Annotated in this window: 17 protein-coding genes; 2 read left to right on the forward strand and 15 right to left on the reverse strand. The window is 58.5% G+C overall.

Annotation, left to right across the window (positions count from 1 at the left end; genetic code table 11):
• Window positions 1-22: 22 nt before the first annotated feature.
• The 4 genes from murC to AC2FLA_RS03470 form a co-directional block, all read right to left on the reverse strand.
• Window positions 23-1,432 (reverse strand): UDP-N-acetylmuramate--L-alanine ligase, encoded by a 1,410-nt coding sequence (gene murC, locus AC2FLA_RS03455; RefSeq protein ID WP_496720532.1) that lies wholly within the window; start codon window positions 1,430-1,432, stop codon window positions 23-25.
• A complete protein-coding gene (locus tag AC2FLA_RS03460; RefSeq protein WP_496720534.1) occupies window positions 1,429-2,526 on the reverse strand; it encodes a UDP-N-acetylglucosamine--N-acetylmuramyl-(pentapeptide) pyrophosphoryl-undecaprenol N-acetylglucosamine transferase in 1,098 nt (365 codons plus the stop codon). The genes murC and AC2FLA_RS03460 overlap by 4 nt, the downstream gene beginning before the upstream one ends.
• A complete protein-coding gene (gene ftsW / locus AC2FLA_RS03465; RefSeq protein WP_058279575.1) occupies window positions 2,526-3,689 on the reverse strand; it encodes a putative lipid II flippase FtsW in 1,164 nt (387 codons plus the stop codon). The genes AC2FLA_RS03460 and ftsW overlap by 1 nt, the downstream gene beginning before the upstream one ends.
• Before the next feature lie 169 nt (window positions 3,690-3,858).
• On the reverse strand, window positions 3,859-4,152 hold the full coding sequence (locus AC2FLA_RS03470; protein WP_496720536.1) for an antibiotic biosynthesis monooxygenase family protein: 294 nt from the start codon (window positions 4,150-4,152) through the stop codon (window positions 3,859-3,861).
• A gap of 219 nt (window positions 4,153-4,371) precedes the next feature.
• Here AC2FLA_RS03470 and AC2FLA_RS03475 point away from each other — a divergent pair, with 219 nt between their 5' ends.
• Window positions 4,372-5,553 carry a BaiN/RdsA family NAD(P)/FAD-dependent oxidoreductase gene (locus tag AC2FLA_RS03475; protein ID WP_496720538.1) on the forward strand — a complete coding sequence of 394 codons (1,182 nt, stop codon included), beginning with the start codon at window positions 4,372-4,374 and terminating at the stop codon, window positions 5,551-5,553.
• On the opposite strand, the gene AC2FLA_RS03480 is transcribed toward AC2FLA_RS03475, so the two are convergent.
• The 9 genes from AC2FLA_RS03480 to mraZ all read right to left on the reverse strand — a co-directional run bounded on the left by AC2FLA_RS03480 (window position 5,550) and on the right by mraZ (window position 15,243).
• Entirely contained in the window at window positions 5,550-5,924 is a 375-nt protein-coding gene (locus AC2FLA_RS03480; protein WP_282151615.1) for a glycine zipper family protein, read from the reverse strand. The two genes, AC2FLA_RS03475 and AC2FLA_RS03480, sit on opposite strands and share 4 nt — an antisense overlap.
• Before the next feature lie 105 nt (window positions 5,925-6,029).
• The gene (murD, locus tag AC2FLA_RS03485) at window positions 6,030-7,430 is read right to left on the reverse strand and encodes a UDP-N-acetylmuramoyl-L-alanine--D-glutamate ligase (RefSeq protein ID WP_496720540.1); all 1,401 of its coding nucleotides are present in this window, start codon (window positions 7,428-7,430) and stop codon (window positions 6,030-6,032) included.
• 150 nt (window positions 7,431-7,580) lie between these two features.
• Window positions 7,581-8,663, reverse strand: a complete 1,083-nt coding sequence (gene mraY, locus AC2FLA_RS03490) for a phospho-N-acetylmuramoyl-pentapeptide-transferase (protein WP_496720542.1) — start codon at window positions 8,661-8,663, stop codon at window positions 7,581-7,583.
• Between the two features lie 39 nt (window positions 8,664-8,702).
• A complete protein-coding gene (locus AC2FLA_RS03495; RefSeq protein ID WP_496720544.1) occupies window positions 8,703-10,094 on the reverse strand; it encodes a UDP-N-acetylmuramoyl-tripeptide--D-alanyl-D-alanine ligase in 1,392 nt (463 codons plus the stop codon).
• Complete coding sequence (locus tag AC2FLA_RS03500) at window positions 10,091-11,572, reverse strand: UDP-N-acetylmuramoyl-L-alanyl-D-glutamate--2,6-diaminopimelate ligase (RefSeq protein ID WP_496720546.1); 1,482 nt, start codon at window positions 11,570-11,572, stop codon at window positions 10,091-10,093. The genes AC2FLA_RS03495 and AC2FLA_RS03500 overlap by 4 nt, the downstream gene beginning before the upstream one ends.
• Window positions 11,573-11,593: 21 nt before the next feature.
• Window positions 11,594-13,381: a peptidoglycan D,D-transpeptidase FtsI family protein gene (locus AC2FLA_RS03505; protein ID WP_496720548.1), complete on the reverse strand. Its 1,788-nt coding sequence runs from the start codon at window positions 13,379-13,381 to the stop codon at window positions 11,594-11,596.
• Window positions 13,378-13,746 carry a cell division protein FtsL gene (gene ftsL, locus AC2FLA_RS03510; RefSeq protein ID WP_496720549.1) on the reverse strand — a complete coding sequence of 123 codons (369 nt, stop codon included), beginning with the start codon at window positions 13,744-13,746 and terminating at the stop codon, window positions 13,378-13,380. Before ftsL ends, AC2FLA_RS03505 begins: the two co-directional genes overlap by 4 nt.
• Window positions 13,743-14,735 carry a 16S rRNA (cytosine(1402)-N(4))-methyltransferase RsmH gene (gene rsmH, locus AC2FLA_RS03515; protein WP_496720551.1) on the reverse strand — a complete coding sequence of 331 codons (993 nt, stop codon included), beginning with the start codon at window positions 14,733-14,735 and terminating at the stop codon, window positions 13,743-13,745. Before rsmH ends, ftsL begins: the two co-directional genes overlap by 4 nt.
• Before the next feature lie 4 nt (window positions 14,736-14,739).
• Window positions 14,740-15,243, reverse strand: coding sequence for a division/cell wall cluster transcriptional repressor MraZ (gene mraZ, locus AC2FLA_RS03520; protein ID WP_496720553.1), 504 nt, complete (start codon window positions 15,241-15,243; stop codon window positions 14,740-14,742).
• A 905-nt stretch (window positions 15,244-16,148) separates the two neighbouring features.
• Between mraZ and AC2FLA_RS03525 the strand changes: the two genes are divergently transcribed.
• Complete coding sequence (locus tag AC2FLA_RS03525; protein WP_496720555.1) at window positions 16,149-16,373, forward strand: DUF1127 domain-containing protein; 225 nt, start codon at window positions 16,149-16,151, stop codon at window positions 16,371-16,373.
• 203 nt (window positions 16,374-16,576) lie between these two features.
• On the opposite strand, the gene AC2FLA_RS03530 is transcribed toward AC2FLA_RS03525, so the two are convergent.
• Together AC2FLA_RS03530 and AC2FLA_RS03535 are read right to left on the reverse strand one after the other, a co-directional pair.
• Window positions 16,577-16,750 (reverse strand): hypothetical protein, encoded by a 174-nt coding sequence (locus AC2FLA_RS03530; protein WP_496720557.1) that lies wholly within the window; start codon window positions 16,748-16,750, stop codon window positions 16,577-16,579.
• 25 nt (window positions 16,751-16,775) lie between these two features.
• The gene (locus AC2FLA_RS03535) at window positions 16,776-19,172 is read right to left on the reverse strand and encodes an ATP-dependent helicase (protein ID WP_496720559.1); all 2,397 of its coding nucleotides are present in this window, start codon (window positions 19,170-19,172) and stop codon (window positions 16,776-16,778) included.
• Between the last annotated feature and the right edge of the window lie 52 nt (window positions 19,173-19,224).

Consider the following 19,224-nt stretch of genomic DNA (forward strand, 5'->3'; position numbering starts at 1 on the left):
CACTGCTAGAGAGTCCATTCCATCAAACGGCTTGTTTTTGTCGTAGCCTTTCAGGCAACCCATTGGCCCAAGTGCTGATCGTACCAGCGCCGAGGCAGACGACCATGTCGCCGGGGCGGGCCTGTTCGCGCACAAGGCGCTCCAGATCGTTTTCGTTCAGCAATGCACGCGCGTGGCGGTGACCGTGGCGGATCAGGCCTTGCACCAGATCATCTCTGCTGGCCCCTTCGATCGGGTCTTCTCCGGCAGAGAAAACATCGGCTATGGCGACAACGTCCGCGTCATTGAAGCAGGTGCAGAAATCGTCAAACAGATTGGACAGGCGCGAGTACCGGTGCGGTTGGTGCACGGCGATGACCCGGCCTTCGCTTGCCTGGCGCGCAGCCTTGAGAACGGCTGCGATTTCAACCGGGTGGTGGCCGTAATCGTCGATGATGGTAACGCCATCGATTTCTCCGACCTTGGTGAAGCGGCGGTTGACGCCACCGAAGTTGGCCAGCGCATCGCGGATTTCTGAGGCCTTCATACCCAGATGGCGGGCAACGGCCACGGCAGACAGCGCGTTCGAGACATTGTGGTCGCCGGGCATCGGCAACGTGCAGCCTTCGATCATCTTATCTTCGTACTGAAGGTGGATGTCGAAATGCGCCACGCCGCCCTTGTAGGCCAGGTTCAAGGCGCGCACATCGGCCTGCGCGTTGAACCCATAGGTCCGGACACGGCGGTCGGTGATACGTCCAACCAACGTCTGCACTTCGGCGTGGTCCGTGCAGCACACAGCCAGACCGTAGAATGGCAGGTTTGATACGAACTCGTAGAACCCGTCGCGCAGTTGGTCGAAGTCACCCCAATGCTCCATATGCTCGGGGTCGATATTCGTAACAATGGCAATGGTCGCGGGCAGTCGGTTGAACGAACCGTCGGATTCGTCGGCCTCGACTACCATCCATTCACCCTGCCCCATCCGTGCGTTCGAACCATAGGCGTGGATGATGCCGCCATTGATGACGGTCGGATCGAAATCGCCGGCCACCATCAGCTCGGCCATCATGGTGGTCGTGGTGGTCTTGCCGTGGGTTCCTGCAATGGCGATGTTGGATTTCAGGCGCATCAGCTCAGCCAGCATGTCGGCGCGGCGAACGACGGGCAGACCTTGCGCTCGGGCGCCGTCCAGCTCGGGGTTGCCAGGCTTGATCGCGGTCGACACCACGACAACGGCCGCGTTTTCAAGGTTTTCGGCACGCTGGCCGACAAATATCTCAGCCCCAAGGCTCGCAAGACGATCAGTGATCTTGGACGCCTTCAGGTCGGACCCCTGCACGCGGTAACCGAGGTTCATCAAAACCTCGGCAATGCCCGACATCCCAATCCCGCCGATCCCCACAAAGTGAATCGACCCTACGTCTTGCGGCAGTTTGGTTGCAGGATTCATGTGGTCTCCTTCTGCGCCAGTTGTTCGACAAGGGCCGTCAGACGTTCAGTCGCGTCGGGGGCACCGGTCGAGAGGGCGGCATGAGCCATCTTTTGGGCGGCTTCGGGGTTGGTCAGAACGGCGCTGATTTGCTCTGCAAGCGCGGAAACGTCAAGTGCGTTTTCCGGGATCATGATCGCGCCGCCTGCCTGAACCAATCCTCGCGCATTGGCCGTCTGATGATCGCCTGCGGCTGCGGCAAACGGGATCAGGATCGATGGACGTCCGATGACCGAGATATCCGCCACACTGGATGCGCCGGACCGGCTGATGACAAGTTGTGCATCCGACATGCGACGCGGAACGTCGTCAAAGAAAGGTTTGACCTCGGCCCGGATACCATGTTCGGCATAGAACGCCGTAACACGTTCCCCATCTTCGTCGCGGGCCTGATGTGCGACACGGATATGGCTGCGCAGGTCGTCAGGCAAGGCAGCAATCGCGCCAGGGACAATATCGCTGAGAATGCGCGCGCCCTGACTGCCGCCCATAACCAGAATAGACATAGGATAGTCGCCCGGTGGGATGTAACCTGCGGCCTCGCGCTCAAGCACGGCGGCGCGGACCGGATTTCCGGTGTGGATGCCATTGGCCCCTTCGGGCAGATCGGTCGGCCAGACGCCGCAGGCGACATTGGCCACGCGCGTGGCAAACAATTGGTTTACGCGCCCCAGAACCCCATTCTGTTCGTGGATCATGCGCGGAACTTTCAACATCGTCGCGGCCCCCAAAGCCGGGATCGACGGGTATCCGCCAAAGCCCACGACAACGTCCGGTTTGTCCCGCATCATCTGGAATGCCATGCTGCTAACACCGCCGGCAATCCTAGGGCCGACCAATGCCTTAGCCGCCAGCCCGCCGCGCGCGAAAGTGGCAGAGGCCACCTCGACAATTTCGACCGTTTGCGGAAAGGCGCCAGTGTAGCGCGCGCCGCGCTCATCCGTGGACAGGCGCACGCGCCAGCCTTTATTCAGCATCGCTTCGGCCAACGCCTGCGCCGGGAACATGTGGCCCCCGGTGCCGCCAGCCGCAATCAACAGGTAAGGTTTCCCCATTATCCTCTTCCGCGCAGAATATCGCCAAGTTCGCCCTGCGGGCGGCTTCTGGTAAAGGCCAGCAACATGCCGACAGCGATGCCGCCCGCAATCAGCGACGACCCACCATAGCTGACAAAAGGCAGCGTCATGCCCTTGGCAGGCAGCAGGCGCACGGCCACACCCATGTTGATCATGGCCTGAACGCCAAACATGCAGGCCAGACCGGTCCCGGCCAGACGGATGAACATATCGCGCTCGCGCATCAGCCGCAGAAGCGAGCGTACAACGATCAGTGAATACAGCGCGATGATGATCAGCACCAGGATCAGCCCGTATTCTTCGGCCGCCACGGCGATGATGAAATCCGTATGGGCATCGGGCAAGGACCATTTCACCTGCCCCTCACCCACGCCGACACCAAACAAACCGCCTTCGCGGATGGCGTTCGTGGCATAGCCAAGCTGGGTGGTCGGGTCGACCTCCTGGTTCAAAAAGCCATCAATTCGGCGGGCAAAGTGTTCCGAATTCGAATAGGCGAACATACCACCTAGGACAACGACGCCCGCCATGCCAACCAGCAGCAGCATCGGCGCACCGGCCACAAAGTACATCACACCCCATCCAAACAGGATCAGGCAGGCCTGGCCGAAGTCAGGTTGCAAAACCAGCATCGCCACAATCGCAATGCACAACGCAAATGACCACAACCGACCCGGAGGGCCGTTGATCTGCTGCGACGCAGCCAGCAGCCACGCGGCCACGACAACAAATCCGGGTTTCAGAAATTCCGACGGCTGCAGAGATGCAAAACCCAACGAGTACCAACGCACTGCCCCTTTTCCGAAATCCGTTCCGAAGACGGGCAGAAAGGCCAGCGCCACAAACGAGGCAAGGAACCCAAGTACTGCCAAACGGCGCACCAAAGTCGGCGACATCATCGACGTCAGCAGCATCGCAATCAGCGCCAGCCCGCCGAACAGCGCCTGCCGTTCGACATAGTGGAACGGATCAAACCCGTTGCGGCCAGCCAGCGGCGGCGATGAGGCCAGCCCCAAGAGCAGCCCGATGACAAAAAGGATCAAAACGCAGGACATCGTCCAGCGATCAATCGTCCGCCACCATTTCGGAAGAATCGGTTCTCCGCGCTGGTCCTGGACCGCGCCATACACCATCTCAGTCATGAGATACCGCCACTATCTGCCTCGTTAACGTCCCGTTTTTCAGGATCTGACTGAGAGTCTACAGGCATTTTTGCGTTTGGGCTAGCGGAATGACACGGCAACAGGGGAAATTGACACCTTCAAGCCGGTGATCCGACCCGGGCTTTCTCTTCCAAGATGTACGGATCACCTAGGTGACAAGATCGTAGTGCTTTATCGTTCTGGATTCGACCAACTCGGCCTCTGCCGGATCGATATGTGGACTTTGGTAATCTTCACCAACAAAAGCCATTAATGCGTCCAGGCTGCTCCAAATCATAACAAAACTGAATTCACGCGGTGAATCTGAACGCGGAGCACCCGGCAGGACCTGAACAATGCCTTCGGTGCTTTGCATCAATGGGATCGCAGTCTCGTGGAAGAACTTTGAAAATTCCGCCTCTTTGCCCGGTCGAACTGTGACTTGGAAAATGCGCATGATCATTGAACCGCCCTCCTGTGCTGTGCATCAAGATGAGTATTCTTTTCGCAAGCATTCTAACACATGATATCGCGACCAATTTCGCGAAGACTTCAGCGGCCACTTTAATTCCCTTTCCCAGAACTGGCAAAAAGGACAAGGACTCACCACCAAACAGACTTACACGGCGCGTGTTTTCGTCTTGCCCTTGCCTTCCCTATTAATCCAAGCCATGCGCAGCACATGACTTATGACACGATCATCCTTGGTGCCGGTGCAGCCGGTATGATGTGCGCCGCCCATTGCGGCGGGCGCGTTTTGGTGATCGACCACGCCAAAGTTGCCGGAGAGAAAATTCGTATCTCAGGAGGTGGGCGCTGCAATTTCACCAATATGTACGCGGGACCGGGTAACTTCCTGTCGCAGAATTCGCATTTCTGCAAATCCGCGCTGGCGCGGTACACGCAGTGGGATTTCATTGATCTGGTCGGCCGACACGGCATCGCGTGGCATGAGAAAACGCTGGGGCAACTGTTCTGCGACGGATCATCAAAACAGATCATCCAGATGTTGCTTGATGAGATCGAGCGTGCCGGGGCCGAATTGTGGGTTCGAACTGAACTGAAAGACGTGCGTAAGACCGATGGTGGATTTGCTGTGGACCTCGAACGTGAAGGGCAGCGGCATAGCCTTAATTGCACCAACCTTGTGCTGGCCACTGGCGGCAAGTCGATCCCAAAGATGGGTGCGACCGGGCTGGCCTATGACATTGCGCGCCAGTTCGGACTAACGATGACCGAAACGCGGGCGGCACTCGTGCCGTTTACGTTTTCGGATGGCAAGTTCAAGGACCTGTCTGGCGTATCCCTACCCGCGCGGCTGTCAAATGACCGGACCAGCTTTGACGAAGCCCTTCTGTTCACTCATCGCGGGCTTAGCGGGCCATCGGTTCTGCAGGTGTCATCCTATTGGCGCGAAGGCGAGGCGATCCGCGTAAACCTGATCCCGGATCTGCCGCTGTTTGATTTGCTGCGGGATCAGCGGCAAAGCGGTGGACGCAAGGCGCTGACCACGGAACTGGCGCGCCACCTGCCCGGGCGTCTGGTCGAGCACCTGAGCCATCACATCCCCATGCCAGGCAATCTGGCCGATCAGTCGGACGCCGCGCTGTCCGAACTGATCGCAGCACTGTCCGACTGGCAGCTTACCCCCTCGGGCACCGAAGGGTATCGTACAGCCGAGGTGACGCTGGGCGGGATCGACACTGATAGCCTGTCGTCAAAAACGATGGAGGCCAGGGATGTCCCCGGCCTCTATGCGATTGGTGAAGCGGTGGATGTCACCGGCTGGCTGGGCGGTTACAACTTCCAATGGGCGTGGTCCTCGGGCCACGCCGCAGGAATTGCAATCGCCGGGCAGAGTTAGCCGACGACGTTGTAGCCACGTCCGCGCATGCAGTTGCGCACCAGGACTTCTTTGTTCTGGTTCTTTGAATAGGCATCCGCGCCCGCGCCCAGCAGCGCACCGGCAACGGCCGCGCGCCCCAGATTGTCGCTGCTGTCCTGAATGATCGCCGTAGTTGCAGCGGCACCAGCCGCACCAAGAGCAGCATTCCCCGCGGTTGATCCGTCAACGGTGGCCTGCGATGCCGCCAGTTGTTGGCATTGCTGAAGGTCCACGTTGTAGTTCGGTCCGATTGGGCCGTCCACGATGGGCTGATAGTTGGCGCCGGTGTTAGTGCAGGCCCCCGCAACGAGAATGGCAGGCAGGATCAGAGAAAACTTACGAAATGGCATAGTCATAACCTCGTGTTGAATTTGCAGGCAAGCAAAACCAATAATGATGGCGCGTCAAGCTGATAGCATCGCAGCTTGGCCCAACCGGCGGTCTATTGCAAATGGCTATTCCGGAAGCCGTTGCCTGACTTCCGCTACAAAGTCCTCTCCGCGCTGTTCGAAATTGTCATATTGGTCGAAACTGGCCGCGGCTGGGGCAAGCAGGACTGTCTCGCCGGGCTGGGCATCTTTCATGGCTTGCTCAACAGCCTCGGACATGGTGGTACAAACCAGCGCATCGGCCTTTAGTTGCATGGCGAAATTCGCGGCCTCGCGACCAATGACATAAGCTTTGACCACCTGATCAGCGGCTGCGTTCAGAGCGGCGACACCGCCTTCCTTCTCTAGCCCCCCACATATCCAGCGGACCTTCTTGAAGGCACTCAACGCCTTGAGAGCGCTGTCCACATTGGTGGCTTTTGAGTCATTCACATAAGTAATACCGCCTACCTCGGCGATGATCTGGCTGCGATGCGGCAGACCCGGATAGCTGTGCAGCGCGTCTTCGATCACGCGCGGTGCCAGCCCCAGTGCGCGACAGGCGGCATAAGCCGAACAGGCGTTTTGGTGGTTATGCGCGCCGGGAAGGCCCGTGATTCCGCGCAGGTCAATCGAACCCGCTTGCCGTCCCTTGCGGTATTCCGACAAGAACCCTTTGCGGGCAAACACTTGCCATCCGGGCCCCGTCAGTTTGCGCGCAACCGATACGCGGATGACCCGATCATCGGCGCGGCCTTCGGCCAGCTGACCAGCCAGAAACGCGCCCTCGTTCTCGTCAATGCCAATCACGGCATGATCCGGTCCGCCCTCGGCGAACAACCGACGCTTGGCGGCGAAATAGCCCCCCATCCCGCCGTGGCGGTCAAGATGATCGGGCGACAGGTTGGTGAAAACGGCCACGTCCGGGGTCAGGGCGCGGGCCAGTTCTGTCTGATAGCTGGACAGTTCCAGCACAACGACCGAACCGTCGCCGCCTGGATCAATATCCAGCACCCCACGCCCGATATTACCCGCCAGCTGCGCCTCGCGCCCGGCTTCGGTCAGGGTATGGTGGATCAAAGCCGCGGTGGTCGATTTCCCGTTCGACCCGGTCACCGCGATCACACGCGGCGGAGAGTCATAATTGTTCCACTCAGGCCCTGCAAAGGATCGGAAAAACAGCCCGATGTCGTTATCGACCGGGACACCGGCCTCAAGCGCCGCAGCCACAATTGGATTGGGGTCAGGATAGAGATGAGGAATACCGGGCGAAACGATCAGCGTGGCGATATCGTCAAACGCTCCATGACGGCGCAGATCGGCACAGACGAACCCTTCAGCCTCGGCCACTTCCCGAGCGGCAGGATTGTCATCCCAACACACAGGCTCAGCTTTACCCGCCTGCAGGGCACGCGCCGTGGCCAGCCCCGACCGGCCAAGCCCCAGAACCGCAACCTTCTGCCCTGAAAACCCTTTGACCGGGATCATACTGCCCACCTTTTATTGACGTAAATTTGGCCGCCACACTGCACCGAAGAATTCACCGATGGCAAGGGTGTCGAAAGGCTCGCGCGTCAGCGCGAGCCGGGCCCAACAGGTGACAGGTGGACCGCAGGTTCGCCGAACCTGACGGGAGCGTTACCGGACTTTCAGCGTAGCCAGACCGATCATTGCCAGGATTAGCGAGATGATCCAGAACCGGATCACGATCGTCGGCTCTGCCCAGCCCTTTTTCTCATAGTGGTGATGGATCGGTGCCATCAGGAACACCCGACGTCCAGTACGTTTGAAATACAGCACCTGGATGATTACGCTCAGCGCTTCGACCACGAACAAACCACCTACGATCGCCAGTACCAGTTCGTGTTTGGTGGCTACCGCGATGGCACCCAATGCACCGCCCAGCGCCAGCGATCCGGTGTCGCCCATGAACACCGCAGCTGGTGGCGCGTTGTACCAAAGGAAGCCAAGACCGGCACCGAACAGGGCCGAGGTAAAGACGAAAATCTCACCTGTTCCGGGCACGTAATGCACGTCCAGATATTCGGTAAAGTCGACCCGTCCGACAGCATAGGCAATTACCCCCAGCGTCGAAGCTGCGATCATCGCCGGCATGATGGCCAGACCATCCAGACCATCGGTCAGGTTCACAGCGTTGGCCGCACCTACGATCACGACGATCGAGAAGGGTATGTAGAACATGCCCAGATTGATCAGCGTATCCTTGAAAATAGGTAGCGCCAGCTGGTTCTGAAGGGCCTCGGGATGGTGCAGCGTAGCCCAGGCCGAGGCAAGGGCTGCGATGATAACCCCCAGTGCCATACGCATTTTTCCAGAAACACCCTTGGTGTTCTGTTTCGACACTTTCGCGTAATCATCTGCAAACCCGATCGCGGCATAGGCCAGCGTTACAAACAAAACCATCCAGACATAGGGATTGTCCCACCGTGCCCACACCAAGGTCGATGTCATCAGTGCGCCCACGATCAGCAGCCCGCCCATCGTCGGTGTACCTGCCTTCGAAAAATGTCCCTCAGGCCCGTCATCCCGGATCGGCTGGCCCTTGCCCTGCTTTTTGCGCAGCACATTGATCAGCGGTTTGCCAAAGAGAAACCCGAAAATCAGCGCAGTCAAAAAGGCGCCGCCAGCGCGGAACGTAATATAGCGGAAGAGGTTGAAAAAATCCCCTCCGTCCGACAGGGCGGTCAACCAATAGAGCATTACGAAACCTTTCTCACACTGAGGTGGCGGGCGCGATCATCAATCAAGCGCGCCCCCTTGCCCCATTTTACGCAAACCGTCAACAATCTGCGCCAATGCCATGCTCAGCGATCCCTTGGCCAACACAGTATCACCGGCCTGAACAAGCTCGGGCAGTTGAACCGCCATCTCGGTGCTGGTCTCGAACCAAAGCCCGCGTTTATCCGCCGGAAGTGCATCGTACAGCGCCTTCATCAGCGGGCCGACGCAATGCACTTTGTCCACGCGCTGCATAGCCGAAACATCCGCCATCGCCGCATGCATAGCAGTTTCTTCCGGCCCCAACTCCTTCATATCCCCAAGAAAAGCGATACGACGATGCCCTTGCGCCGCGGCCAAAACATCCAGTGCGGCCTCCATCGACGTCGGGTTAGCGTTATAGCTGTCATCCAGCAGTTCGATCCGACCGCCGTCGGTCAACGCGATCTGTTCGCGCACCCCGCGCCCCTTGACCGGCGACCATCCGCCGAGACCTGCAATCGCCTGATCTAGATCGACGCCCAATTCGACACAGGCAGCCAATGCCCCTAGGGCGTTCATGGCGAAATGCGTGCCCGCTGATTGTACGTCAAACGCAAACGGGTGCCCTGCGACAGTTGCCTTTGCATGAACCGAGTCAGCCTCTTGGGTTACATCGGTCAATGTGTAATCGGAGCCATTGCGGCCGAAATCCACTGTTTTCGCGCCCAAATCCCGCGCACAGTCGCGCAGGATGTCCGCATCCTCGATATCTGCGTTCAGGATGGCCGCGCCGCCCTCGATCAGGCCGTCAAAAATTGCGGCCTTTTCATGCGCAATACCGGCCACCGACTCAAACGCCTCTAGGTGCACTGCCGCCACGGTCGTGACCAGCGCCACATGCGGGCGGGCTTGCTGTGCCAGCGGAGAGATCTCACCGGGATGGTTCATACCAATCTCGATCACAGCGAATTCTGTGTCACGCGGCATCCGCGCCAAAGTCAGCGGCACGCCCCAGTGATTGTTGTAGCTGGCAACGCTAGCATGAGTTTTTCCTTGCGTTTCCAAAATCGTGGCCAGCATTTCCTTCGTCGATGTCTTGCCGACGCTTCCGGTCACCCCGAGCACCCGCGCGTCGCAGCGGTCACGTCCCGCGCGCCCCAGCGCCTCTAGCCCCAACTGCACGTTTTCGACGATCAACAAGGGCGCATCTTCGGGTACGCCCTCGGGAATACGCGACACCAAGGCTGCCCCAGCGCCTTTTTCCAAAGCCTGTGCCACAAATTCATGCCCGTCCCGCGCGGCTGTGAGTGCGACGAAAAGATCAGCGGGCTGGATGGTACGCGTGTCGATCGACACACCATTGACCGCCCAATCCGAAGTGACGCGTCCACCGGTTGCCTCGGCGGCCTCGGCTGCAGTCCACAATGTCATGCCACCCTCCCGTCCAGTGCGGCCACACTGATGCTGGCCTGTTCGACATCATCAAATGGCAAAACCTGATCGCCAACGATCTGGCCGGTTTCATGCCCCTTGCCCGCAATCAAAAGCGCGTCCCCGGGTTGCAGCGCGTCTATCCCGCGCAAGATGGCCTCGGCCCGATCGCCGACCTCGGTGGCCTCTGGTGCCCCGTCCATCACGGCGGCGCGTATGGTGGCCGGATCTTCGCTGCGCGGGTTGTCGTCGGTGACAAAAACCACATCTGCGTGGTTGGCGGCAGCTTGCCCCATAAGCGGACGCTTGGTTGCATCGCGATCACCGCCCGCGCCGACAATGGCGATCAGGCGGCCCATCACATGCGGACGCAGTGCCTTGAGTGCGGTCGCCACTGCGTCAGGTGTATGGGCGTAATCTACAAAAACCGCTGCCCCGTTCTCTCGCGTCGCGGCCAGCTGCATGCGTCCACGAACCGTCGTGAGATGCGGCAGGGTTTCGAAAACGTGTTCAGGCTCTTCCCCTGCAGCAATAACCAAACCGCAGGCCAACAAGATATTTTCAGCCTGAAAACCGCCGATCAGATTCAAACGGGTTTGGAATATCTTGCCCTGCCAAGAGAACCGCAGGTCCTGACCTGTTGCGTCAAACCGCTGATTCATCAGGCACAGGTCTGCTTCCCCAAGCCCAACGGTCAAAACCTTCTGCCCCCGGTTTTTGGCAATCCGGAGGACCTGAGCCCCCTTGGGATCGCTCATGTTGACGACAACGGTGCCGTCTTGCGGCAAGACCCGATCAAACAGACCTGCCTTGGCGTTGAAATACGCTTCGAACGTTTCGTGGTAGTCCAGATGGTCCTGAGTGAAGTTCGAAAACCCCGCCGCAGCCAGCTGTACCCCGTCCAAGCGGCGCTGTTCCAACCCGTGCGAGGATGCCTCCATCGCAGCATGAGTCACTCCGTTCTCTGCAGCCTTGGACAGGCAACGATGCAAAGTGATTGGTTCGGGCGTTGTATGGGCTAGTGGTGCGGTCCACGCCCCCTCGACCCCTGTGGTCCCGAGGTTCACCGCGGCGTGACCAAGTTCGGTCCATATCTGGCGCACAAATGTCGCGACCGAGGTTTTGCCATTGGTGCCAGTAACCGCAACGATGGTCTTAGGCTGCGCTCCGAACCACAGCGCGGCGCACCCGGCCAGCGCCTGACGCGGGTCCTCGAGCACGATCAACGCCGCATCTGATGCGGCCAGTTCCTCGGCTGCGATCTCTGCCCCTTCAGTATCCGTCAGGATGGCTGCGGCGCCCATACGCAAAGCGTATTGAATGAACTCACCGCCATGAACACGTGTACCGGGAAGTGCCGCAAAGAGGAAACCGTCTTTGACTTCGCGACTGTCGACCGCCAGCCCTGTGATATCAGGATTGGCGCCGCCTCGGGCGGTCAGGGCCAGTTGGCTGAGTTTCTTTGTCCTTGCGCCCATGACCCACCTCGTTTGGACAGCCTAATTTGAGGTCAGCGTTATAGCAGCGCCGGCCTCAGGCTCAACCCGAGGACGCAGGCCCAGCAAAGGTGCGATGCGCCCGATCAATTCTGCGGCCACAGGAACCGCTGTCCAACCTGCCGTACGGCGCTTTTCGCCATAGGCAAGGATGGATGGTTCGTCCAACGTTACAATCAGGACATATTTTGGGTCATAGGCGGGAAAGAACGTCGCGAAGGTCGCAATCACCTTGTCGTCGTAATATCCGCCGCGCGGCTTGGGCTTATCCGCGGTGCCGGTCTTACCCGCCACATCATAGCCTGCCACATCGCCAAAACTGGCGGTGCCATCTGTTACCACCCGGCGCAACATGTTCTGCGCCTGGTTTGCCGCGTTATCAGACATCACCCGAGGACCGTATTGCGGCCCATTTTTGCGCAGAATCGTCGGGCTTACATAGTGCCCGCCATTGGCAATCGCCGCGTACCCCGCCGCCAGATGCATGGGGCTGGTCGACAGGCCATGACCATAAGAGATGGTCACCGTGCTCAGTTCACCCCACTTTTTGGGTTTCAGCGGCTCACCACCCTTGGCTTCGACGATTTCGAACGGGGTGGGATCGAACATACCAAGCGATTCCAGGAAATCCTGCTGCCGTTGCGCGCCGATCTGCAGCGCCAGTCGCCCGGTGCCCCGGTTCGAGCTGTGGACGATCACATCGGCTACGCTGATCTTGCCGTAATTCTTGCCGTTGAACTCACCAATCGGGAAACGGCCGATCTTCATCGGCCCCGAGGTATCGATGATCGTGTTCGAATTCACCAAACCCAACTGAACCGCCTGCGCGGCGGTGAAAATCTTAAACACGGATCCCAGTTCGTAAACGCCCTGTACATAGCGATTGAACAGCGGGCTATCTGATGGATCGAACCCCGAGGTCGGCGGGCGCGGGCGATCATTGGGATCGAAGGACGGCAATGAGGCCGCCGAGATCACCTCGCCCGTATGCGCGTTCATCAGAACCGCTGACGCCCCCTTGGCGTTCATGATCTTCATGCCGCCAAACAGCACCTGCTCAACCGCGGCCTGAACGGTCAGGTCCAGCGAGAGCTGCAGCGGCTTAGTCCCATTCGCGGGATCACGCAGGTAGTCGTCAAATTGCTTTTCAACGCCGGCCACACCGATCACTTCGGCAGCACTGACACCTTCGCGCCCAAAGCTTGACCCGCCTAGGATATGCGCCGCCAGACGGCCATTCGGATACAACCGCATCTCACGCGGGCCGAACAGAATGCCTGGGTCACCGATATCGTGCACGGCTTGTTTCTGTTCGGGCGAGATACGCTTTTTGATCCACAGGAATTTGCGATTCCCAGTGAAATCCTTGACCAGGCGTTCTTTTTCCAGATCGGGGAAGATCGCGACAAGCTGATCAGCGGCAGTAATCGGGTCGATCATCAGCGGCGGCTGCGCATATACCGAGTAAGTGTCCAGATTGGTCGCAAGAATGCGCCCTTCCCGGTCTACGATGTTGGCCCGCTGCATCGCAATTGCTGCACCAGGGGCCGAGGCCACGGGTTCTTGCGCTTCGGAGGTGGCCAACATGCCCATCCTGACGCCCACGACCGAAAAGGCGCAGAAAAAGAACAGACCCAGCACCAGCAAGCGGCCCTCAGCGCGGGTGCGGCTGCGGTCTTTCATGTCTTCGTGACGCTTGCGGATGTTTTCGCGCTCGATGGCTTTGGGATTCTCGCCGCGCGAGCGCGCGTCAAGGATTCGGGCCAGAGGACGCAGCGGCGTGCGGGTCATGGGATCTGCACCTCACCCAGCGCCTGAATGTTCGTGATGGCCTGCAGCTCGATCGGGTCGACAATCGGCAGGTCAGGATCTTCCGCATAGGCAATCTGATCGGCGCGACCGAATTGCTCGGCCCGCAGGGGCAAAAGGCCCAACCGTTCAAAGTTCAGATCAGCAAGCTCACGCAACCTATCGGGGCGGTTCAGATAGGCCCATTCGGCGTTCAAAACCGCCAGCTTCACCTGCGCCATACCAATTTCGCGCTGCAGCTTCTGCGTTCCCTTCACCACCTGCTGCGTGCGATAGTTTTCCTGATACGCCCACAGCGCCAGTCCAAACACGGACAGAGCAGTCAACACATACAAAACACTCTTCATTTTGCTCTTCCCCCTAGTTGCGGCATACCAACGGCGCGGGCATCAATTTCCCCCGACGGCGCATCCGTTCGAATTGCAACCCGCAGCTTTGCCGAGCGTGAACGCGGATTTTCCTGCAGCTCCTGATCATCCGGTCCCACGGCCTTACGAGTCTTAAGCGTGAACTGCGGCAGCTCCTGCTCAATCTCGGGCGCATACCGATTGGCCCGGCCCGTCTTGCCCGCACGGGACTGAAAGAACCGTTTGACCATCCGGTCTTCGATGGAATGAAACGTTACGACTGCCAGTTGCCCGCCCGGCTTCAACGCACGTTCCGCAGCCATAAGACCCTGATACAGCTCTTCATATTCAGCATTCACTGCGATCCGCAGGCCCTGAAAACTGCGCGTTGCAGGGTGGGACTGCCCCGGCTTGGGACGCGGCAAACAGGATTCGATGATCTGAACCAGGCGCAGAGTTGTTGTTATCGGCTCTTCCGCACGCGCTTTGGCGATGGCCTTGGCAATGCGGCGGCTGGCACGCTCTTCGCCATAATGATACAGGATATCAGCCAGTTGTTCCTCGGTCGCAGTATTGACCAAATCTGCCGCGCTTTCGCCCTCCTGACTCATACGCATGTCGAGCGGGCCGTCCTTCATGAAAGAAAATCCGCGTTCCGCCAGGTCGAGCTGCATCGACGACACACCCAGATCCAAAACGACACCATCCAGATCCTGTGCGTATTCGTCCATGCGCGAGAATACACCCGGCTGCATCACAAGCCGGTCGCCATAATCTCCGACCCAATCCGCCGCCATTTCAAAGGCCAATGGATCACGGTCCACGCCGATGACCTTATCTGCGCCAGCGTTCAGCAGGCCCCTTGTATATCCGCCTGCGCCAAACGTTCCATCCAGCCAGACGCCCGACACGGGCGCAACAGCAGCCAGCAATGGACGCAGCAGAACGGGAATATGAGGTTTATCGGAAGGGGTGTTAGCGCCGGCCATGCCGTTACGCATCCCCGGTGCCGTCAAGGAACTCCAAAGGATCAAAGTCCTCGGGCTGTTCGTCCAACCACTCTTCGGCCGCAGCGAGTTCCTCGGATTCGTAGGTTTCCGGCTTCCAAATCTGGAACGTGTCACCCGCGGCGATAAAGAATGCCTCACCTTCAAGATTGATCTTGTTGCGCAGCTTGGCCGGCAGCACCAGACGGCCGGTTTCATCCACTGTGGTCGGGAAAGATTGACCGTGGAACATGCGCTGCAACATCTTCCGCTGCATCGACCCGCGCGGCAGCGCATCGATCTTGGCATCGACCTCTTCGATCGCCTGCATAGTATAGCATTCCAGGAATTTGCGACGGTGGTCGCCGTATACAATTACAAGCTCAGGAGTGTCGCCGGGCTGCCAGTTCGGGTCAGAGGATTCAAGCACACGGCGAAACGAGGCCGGGATCGACACCCTGCCCTTCGTATCCACCTTGTGGTGGCTTTCACCTCTAAACCTGCGCGCCAAGACGACTGTCCCTTCCGCTTGCGCCCCACTTAAAATTCACTCCCCCAGATGAAAAACGGCGGGTTGATCTGCTGCCACTGATCAACCCGCCGCATTGACCCGCTGTGCGGGATGTCCAGCTGCGCGCGCCACCTGGGGGGATGTCTGCTCGCCCGCGCGCCGGATCTCTTGATTGATGAAAGCGAGATGCCTGTATGAAACCTGATTTTTGTTGTTTCGGGGTCGTTTGGCGCCCCATGTGCCTCGTCCTCATCGGATGAACTAGGGATGACATGGGAATTCATGGAAATCAATAAGAATTTTTCTGGCCCCATGTTCAGAATCACAGTTTAGCCAACGCGATTCAGAAAGAAAACCACTCTACCGACACCAATTGTAGACGGCCAGAGCAACTAACATACCAAATAGGCCACCTATCGCTTCACCCCAAGTATTCCCATAATTTCCCAAAAAATTCTCATAAGAGCGCTAATTCATGGCCGGCGTAGTGAAAATGAGCCACTTGGGTGACGAATCACCCCAATATCAAACCTCAACCACATGTGGATTCTGCCAATACCAGCAAACGCCCATGAATTCCCATGAACCGGAATCTTCATGTTATCCGCCGCGCCTGGCCCACCAGATACACAAAGCGCACAAGAATTGACAAACTCCGCTCAAAAGACGCGCAAACATGAAATTTCAGAATATCTTGTTGAGACCTTCCCTCGGGGAAGCACTCACTGAAGGCCTTATTTTATTGGCCTTGCCAAACCCCCATCGACAACCAGTTGATATCTATGCATTTGCTGCATAGCAGCATTGACGTTGTCAGGTATTGTGCAATCGCAGCATTTGCTTATTTTCAGTCTCAAGCAAGCGCCGGACAACACCGGCAGCAACGAATACATCGAGTAAAGCAAATGGCTGTAGCAACACATAACACCGTGCTCAAAGGCGCACCGGCAACTAGCCTGACGTCGCTGTTCGAGGCGGCAAAGACCCGCTTCGCGCTGTATCGGGCCTATCGCCAGACAGTTAACGAACTGTCTGGACTGTCGAACCGCGAACTGGCTGATCTGGGGCTTCACCGTTCGATGATCCGTCAGGTGGCTCAGCAAGCAGCCGAAGAACACGTCGCGCGTTAAGCGACACAGAAACACCGAGATCAGGTCCTTCCTCCTCCCTTTTGGACCTGTACTTCCGCGGCGACATCTCCTCCTCCCTGATGTCGCCGCCCTTTATACCGGCCTTGAACGCCGGAACGTGACACACCGGGCACTCCTCCCTTTCCCGGTGTTGAAAGTGCGCGGCGACGTCTCTCCTCCTCCCTGACGTCGCCGCGTCTTCTTCATACCGGGATCAAACCCGGGTTCGGATACATCGGGGCTCTCCTCCTCCCTGCCCTGATGTTGAAAAGAACGGCGGTTCCCTCTCCTCCTCCCTGGGAACCGCCGTTTTTGTTTTTGCAGACAAAAAAAAGCGCCGCGGTCGAAACCGGGCGCTTTTCAAAAAGATCGAGCATGTGCCGTCAGGCACATTCCGTTTGCCTAAAACGGCACATCGTCCTTGGCGGACAGAAAGCGGGAAACAACTTTTTTCAATCCAGCTTTTTCGAAATCGACCTCAACCTTGTCGCCTTCTATGCCGATCACCGCGCCATAGCCGAATTTCTGATGAAACACGCGCTCGCCAAGGGTGAAACTGGCAACCGCAGTCGCGTCGATCACGGTATTGCGGCTTTCGCGGGGTTGGGACGTTCCATACTGCCCCTGCCGGGCCTGCAACCGCCGCCAACCAGGGGAGTTATAGACATTGGCCTCGGCCGCACGGGTTTCGATACCGGCAGTCGGCTGGCCGCCGCCATACAGCCCCGGCGGTGTTAGAACTTCGACATGATCTTCGGGCAACTCGTCAATGAACCGCGACGGCATCGCGTTTTGCCATTGACCAAACACCCGACGATTGGCCGCAAAAGAAATCGTACAGATCTCTTCCGCGCGTGTGATGCCCACATAGGCCAGTCGCCGTTCTTCCTCGAGTCCCTTGATCCCGGATTCGTCCATCGACCTTTGTGACGGGAACAGCCCGTCCTCCCACCCCGGCAGGAACACAGCCGGAAACTCCAGCCCCTTTGCCGCGTGCAGGGTCATGATCGAGACTTTTGCCCCGTCCGATTCCTTCTCGTTGTCCATCACCAGGCTGACATGTTCCAAAAACCCTTGCAGATTCTCGAAATTATCCAGTTGGTTGACCAATTCCTTGAGGTTTTCCAACCGCCCCGGAGCCTCGGGCGTCTTCTCGTTCTGCCAATGGGCCGTATAGCCGGATTCGTCCAGGATGATCTGCGCCAGCTCAATATGTGACACTTCTGGCTCGCCAAACCGCATCGGCGCTGCTTCGTCATCTACGACCGAGTCGTCATCCACCTCGATCCTCGGCCCGCGTGTCATTTCATTCCAGCGCGCCAACCCGTCGATAAGCTCGCGCAGTGCTTTGCCGCCTTTGCCTTTGATCAGCCCATTGTCGACAGCAATCCGCGCGCCATCGACCAGCGACACGCCATTTTCCCGCGCCGTCATCTGAATCGTCTGCTGCGCCTTGTCACCAAGCCCGCGTTTCGGAGTATTCACGATCCGCTCGAATGCCAGATCGTCACCGGGGCTGACCACCAGTCGGAAATAAGCCATCGCGTCGCGGATCTCCATCCGCTCATAGAATCGCGGGCCGCCAATAACCTTGTAGGGCAGACCGATGGTCAGAAAACGGTCCTCAAACGCCCGCATTTGATGGCTGGCCCGCACGAGAATCGCAATTTCATCCAGAATAAAGGGCCGCGCACCGCGCGTCCCCCCTTGCATCGCATCGATCTCTTCACCGATCCAGCGCGCCTCTTCCTCGCCATCCCAATGACCGATCAGGCGGACCTTTTCGCCGTCTTGCGCATCGGTCCACAATTCCTTGCCCAGCCGATTTTCATTGCCACGGATGACATTGGACGCAGCGGCCAGAATATGAGGGGTCGAGCGATAGTTCTGCTCTAACCGAACGACATAAGCCCCTGGAAAATCCTTTTCAAACCGCAGGATGTTGCCCACCTCGGCCCCTCGCCAACCATAAATTGACTGATCATCATCTCCCACGCAACAAATGTTCTTGTGCGCCCCGGCCAGCAGCCGCAGCCACAGGTATTGGGCGACGTTGGTATCCTGGTATTCGTCCACGAGAATGTAGCGGAACCAGCGTTGGTATTGCTCCAACACATCCGGATGAGTCTGGAAGATCGTGACCATGTGCAACAGTAGGTCGCCAAAATCTACCGCGTTCAGCTCACGCAGACGGATTTGGTACTGAGCGTAGATCTCGAGACCTTTGTGGTTATAAGCCCCCGCATCGGCTGCCGGCACCTTGTCGGGCGTCAGGGCGCGGTTCTTCCAGTCATCAATGATGCCGGCCAACATGCGCGCAGGCCAGCGTTTGTCATCAATATTAGCCGCTTGAATCAGCTGTTTGAGCAGCCGCAACTGATCATCCGTATCCAGAATGGTGAAATTCGATTTCAGATCGACCAGTTCCGCGTGACGCCGCAGCAACTTGACGCAGATCGAGTGGAATGTGCCCAGCCAAGGCATCCCCTCGGCTGGTTGCCCCAACAAACGGCCCACGCGGTTCTTCATCTCGCGCGCGGCCTTGTTGGTGAAAGTCACCGACAAGATCTCGTTCGGGCGCGCCCGCCCGGTACTAAGCAGATGCGCGATTCGCGCAGTCAGCGCCTTGGTCTTCCCCGTGCCCGCACCGGCCAGCATCAGGACAGGACCGTCCAACCTCTCGACCGCGTCACGTTGCGCCGGGTTCAGCTCGTCCAGATAAGGCATAGGGCGCGCGGCCATGGCACGCGCGGACAGGGATGCGCCCTCAAAGGCGTCCATTTCGTCGAAACTGCTCATCTTTCCAAACTACGCTGGATGTTGGCCGAGGGAAAGGGTTTGTTCACGCCTT

It is taken from the genome of Ruegeria sp. CDSA033, assembly GCF_059612305.1.

Coding starts and splice junctions, on each gene's coding strand:
- murC (WP_496720532.1), bottom strand. CDS start 1,432: ATGAATCCTGCAACCAAACTGCCGCAAGACGTAGGGTCGATTCACTTT.
- AC2FLA_RS03460 (WP_496720534.1), bottom strand. CDS start 2,526: ATGGGGAAACCTTACCTGTTGATTGCGGCTGGCGGCACCGGGGGCCAC.
- ftsW (WP_058279575.1), bottom strand. CDS start 3,689: ATGACTGAGATGGTGTATGGCGCGGTCCAGGACCAGCGCGGAGAACCG.
- AC2FLA_RS03470 (WP_496720536.1), bottom strand. CDS start 4,152: ATGATCATGCGCATTTTCCAAGTCACAGTTCGACCGGGCAAAGAGGCG.
- AC2FLA_RS03475 (WP_496720538.1), top strand. CDS start 4,372: ATGACTTATGACACGATCATCCTTGGTGCCGGTGCAGCCGGTATGATG.
- AC2FLA_RS03480 (WP_282151615.1), bottom strand. CDS start 5,924: ATGCCATTTCGTAAGTTTTCTCTGATCCTGCCTGCCATTCTCGTTGCG.
- murD (WP_496720540.1), bottom strand. CDS start 7,430: ATGATCCCGGTCAAAGGGTTTTCAGGGCAGAAGGTTGCGGTTCTGGGG.
- mraY (WP_496720542.1), bottom strand. CDS start 8,663: ATGCTCTATTGGTTGACCGCCCTGTCGGACGGAGGGGATTTTTTCAAC.
- AC2FLA_RS03495 (WP_496720544.1), bottom strand. CDS start 10,094: ATGACATTGTGGACTGCAGCCGAGGCCGCCGAGGCAACCGGTGGACGC.
- AC2FLA_RS03500 (WP_496720546.1), bottom strand. CDS start 11,572: ATGGGCGCAAGGACAAAGAAACTCAGCCAACTGGCCCTGACCGCCCGA.
- AC2FLA_RS03505 (WP_496720548.1), bottom strand. CDS start 13,381: ATGACCCGCACGCCGCTGCGTCCTCTGGCCCGAATCCTTGACGCGCGC.
- ftsL (WP_496720549.1), bottom strand. CDS start 13,746: ATGAAGAGTGTTTTGTATGTGTTGACTGCTCTGTCCGTGTTTGGACTG.
- rsmH (WP_496720551.1), bottom strand. CDS start 14,735: ATGGCCGGCGCTAACACCCCTTCCGATAAACCTCATATTCCCGTTCTG.
- AC2FLA_RS03525 (WP_496720555.1), top strand. CDS start 16,149: ATGGCTGTAGCAACACATAACACCGTGCTCAAAGGCGCACCGGCAACT.
- AC2FLA_RS03530 (WP_496720557.1), bottom strand. CDS start 16,750: ATGCTCGATCTTTTTGAAAAGCGCCCGGTTTCGACCGCGGCGCTTTTT.
- AC2FLA_RS03535 (WP_496720559.1), bottom strand. CDS start 19,172: ATGAGCAGTTTCGACGAAATGGACGCCTTTGAGGGCGCATCCCTGTCC.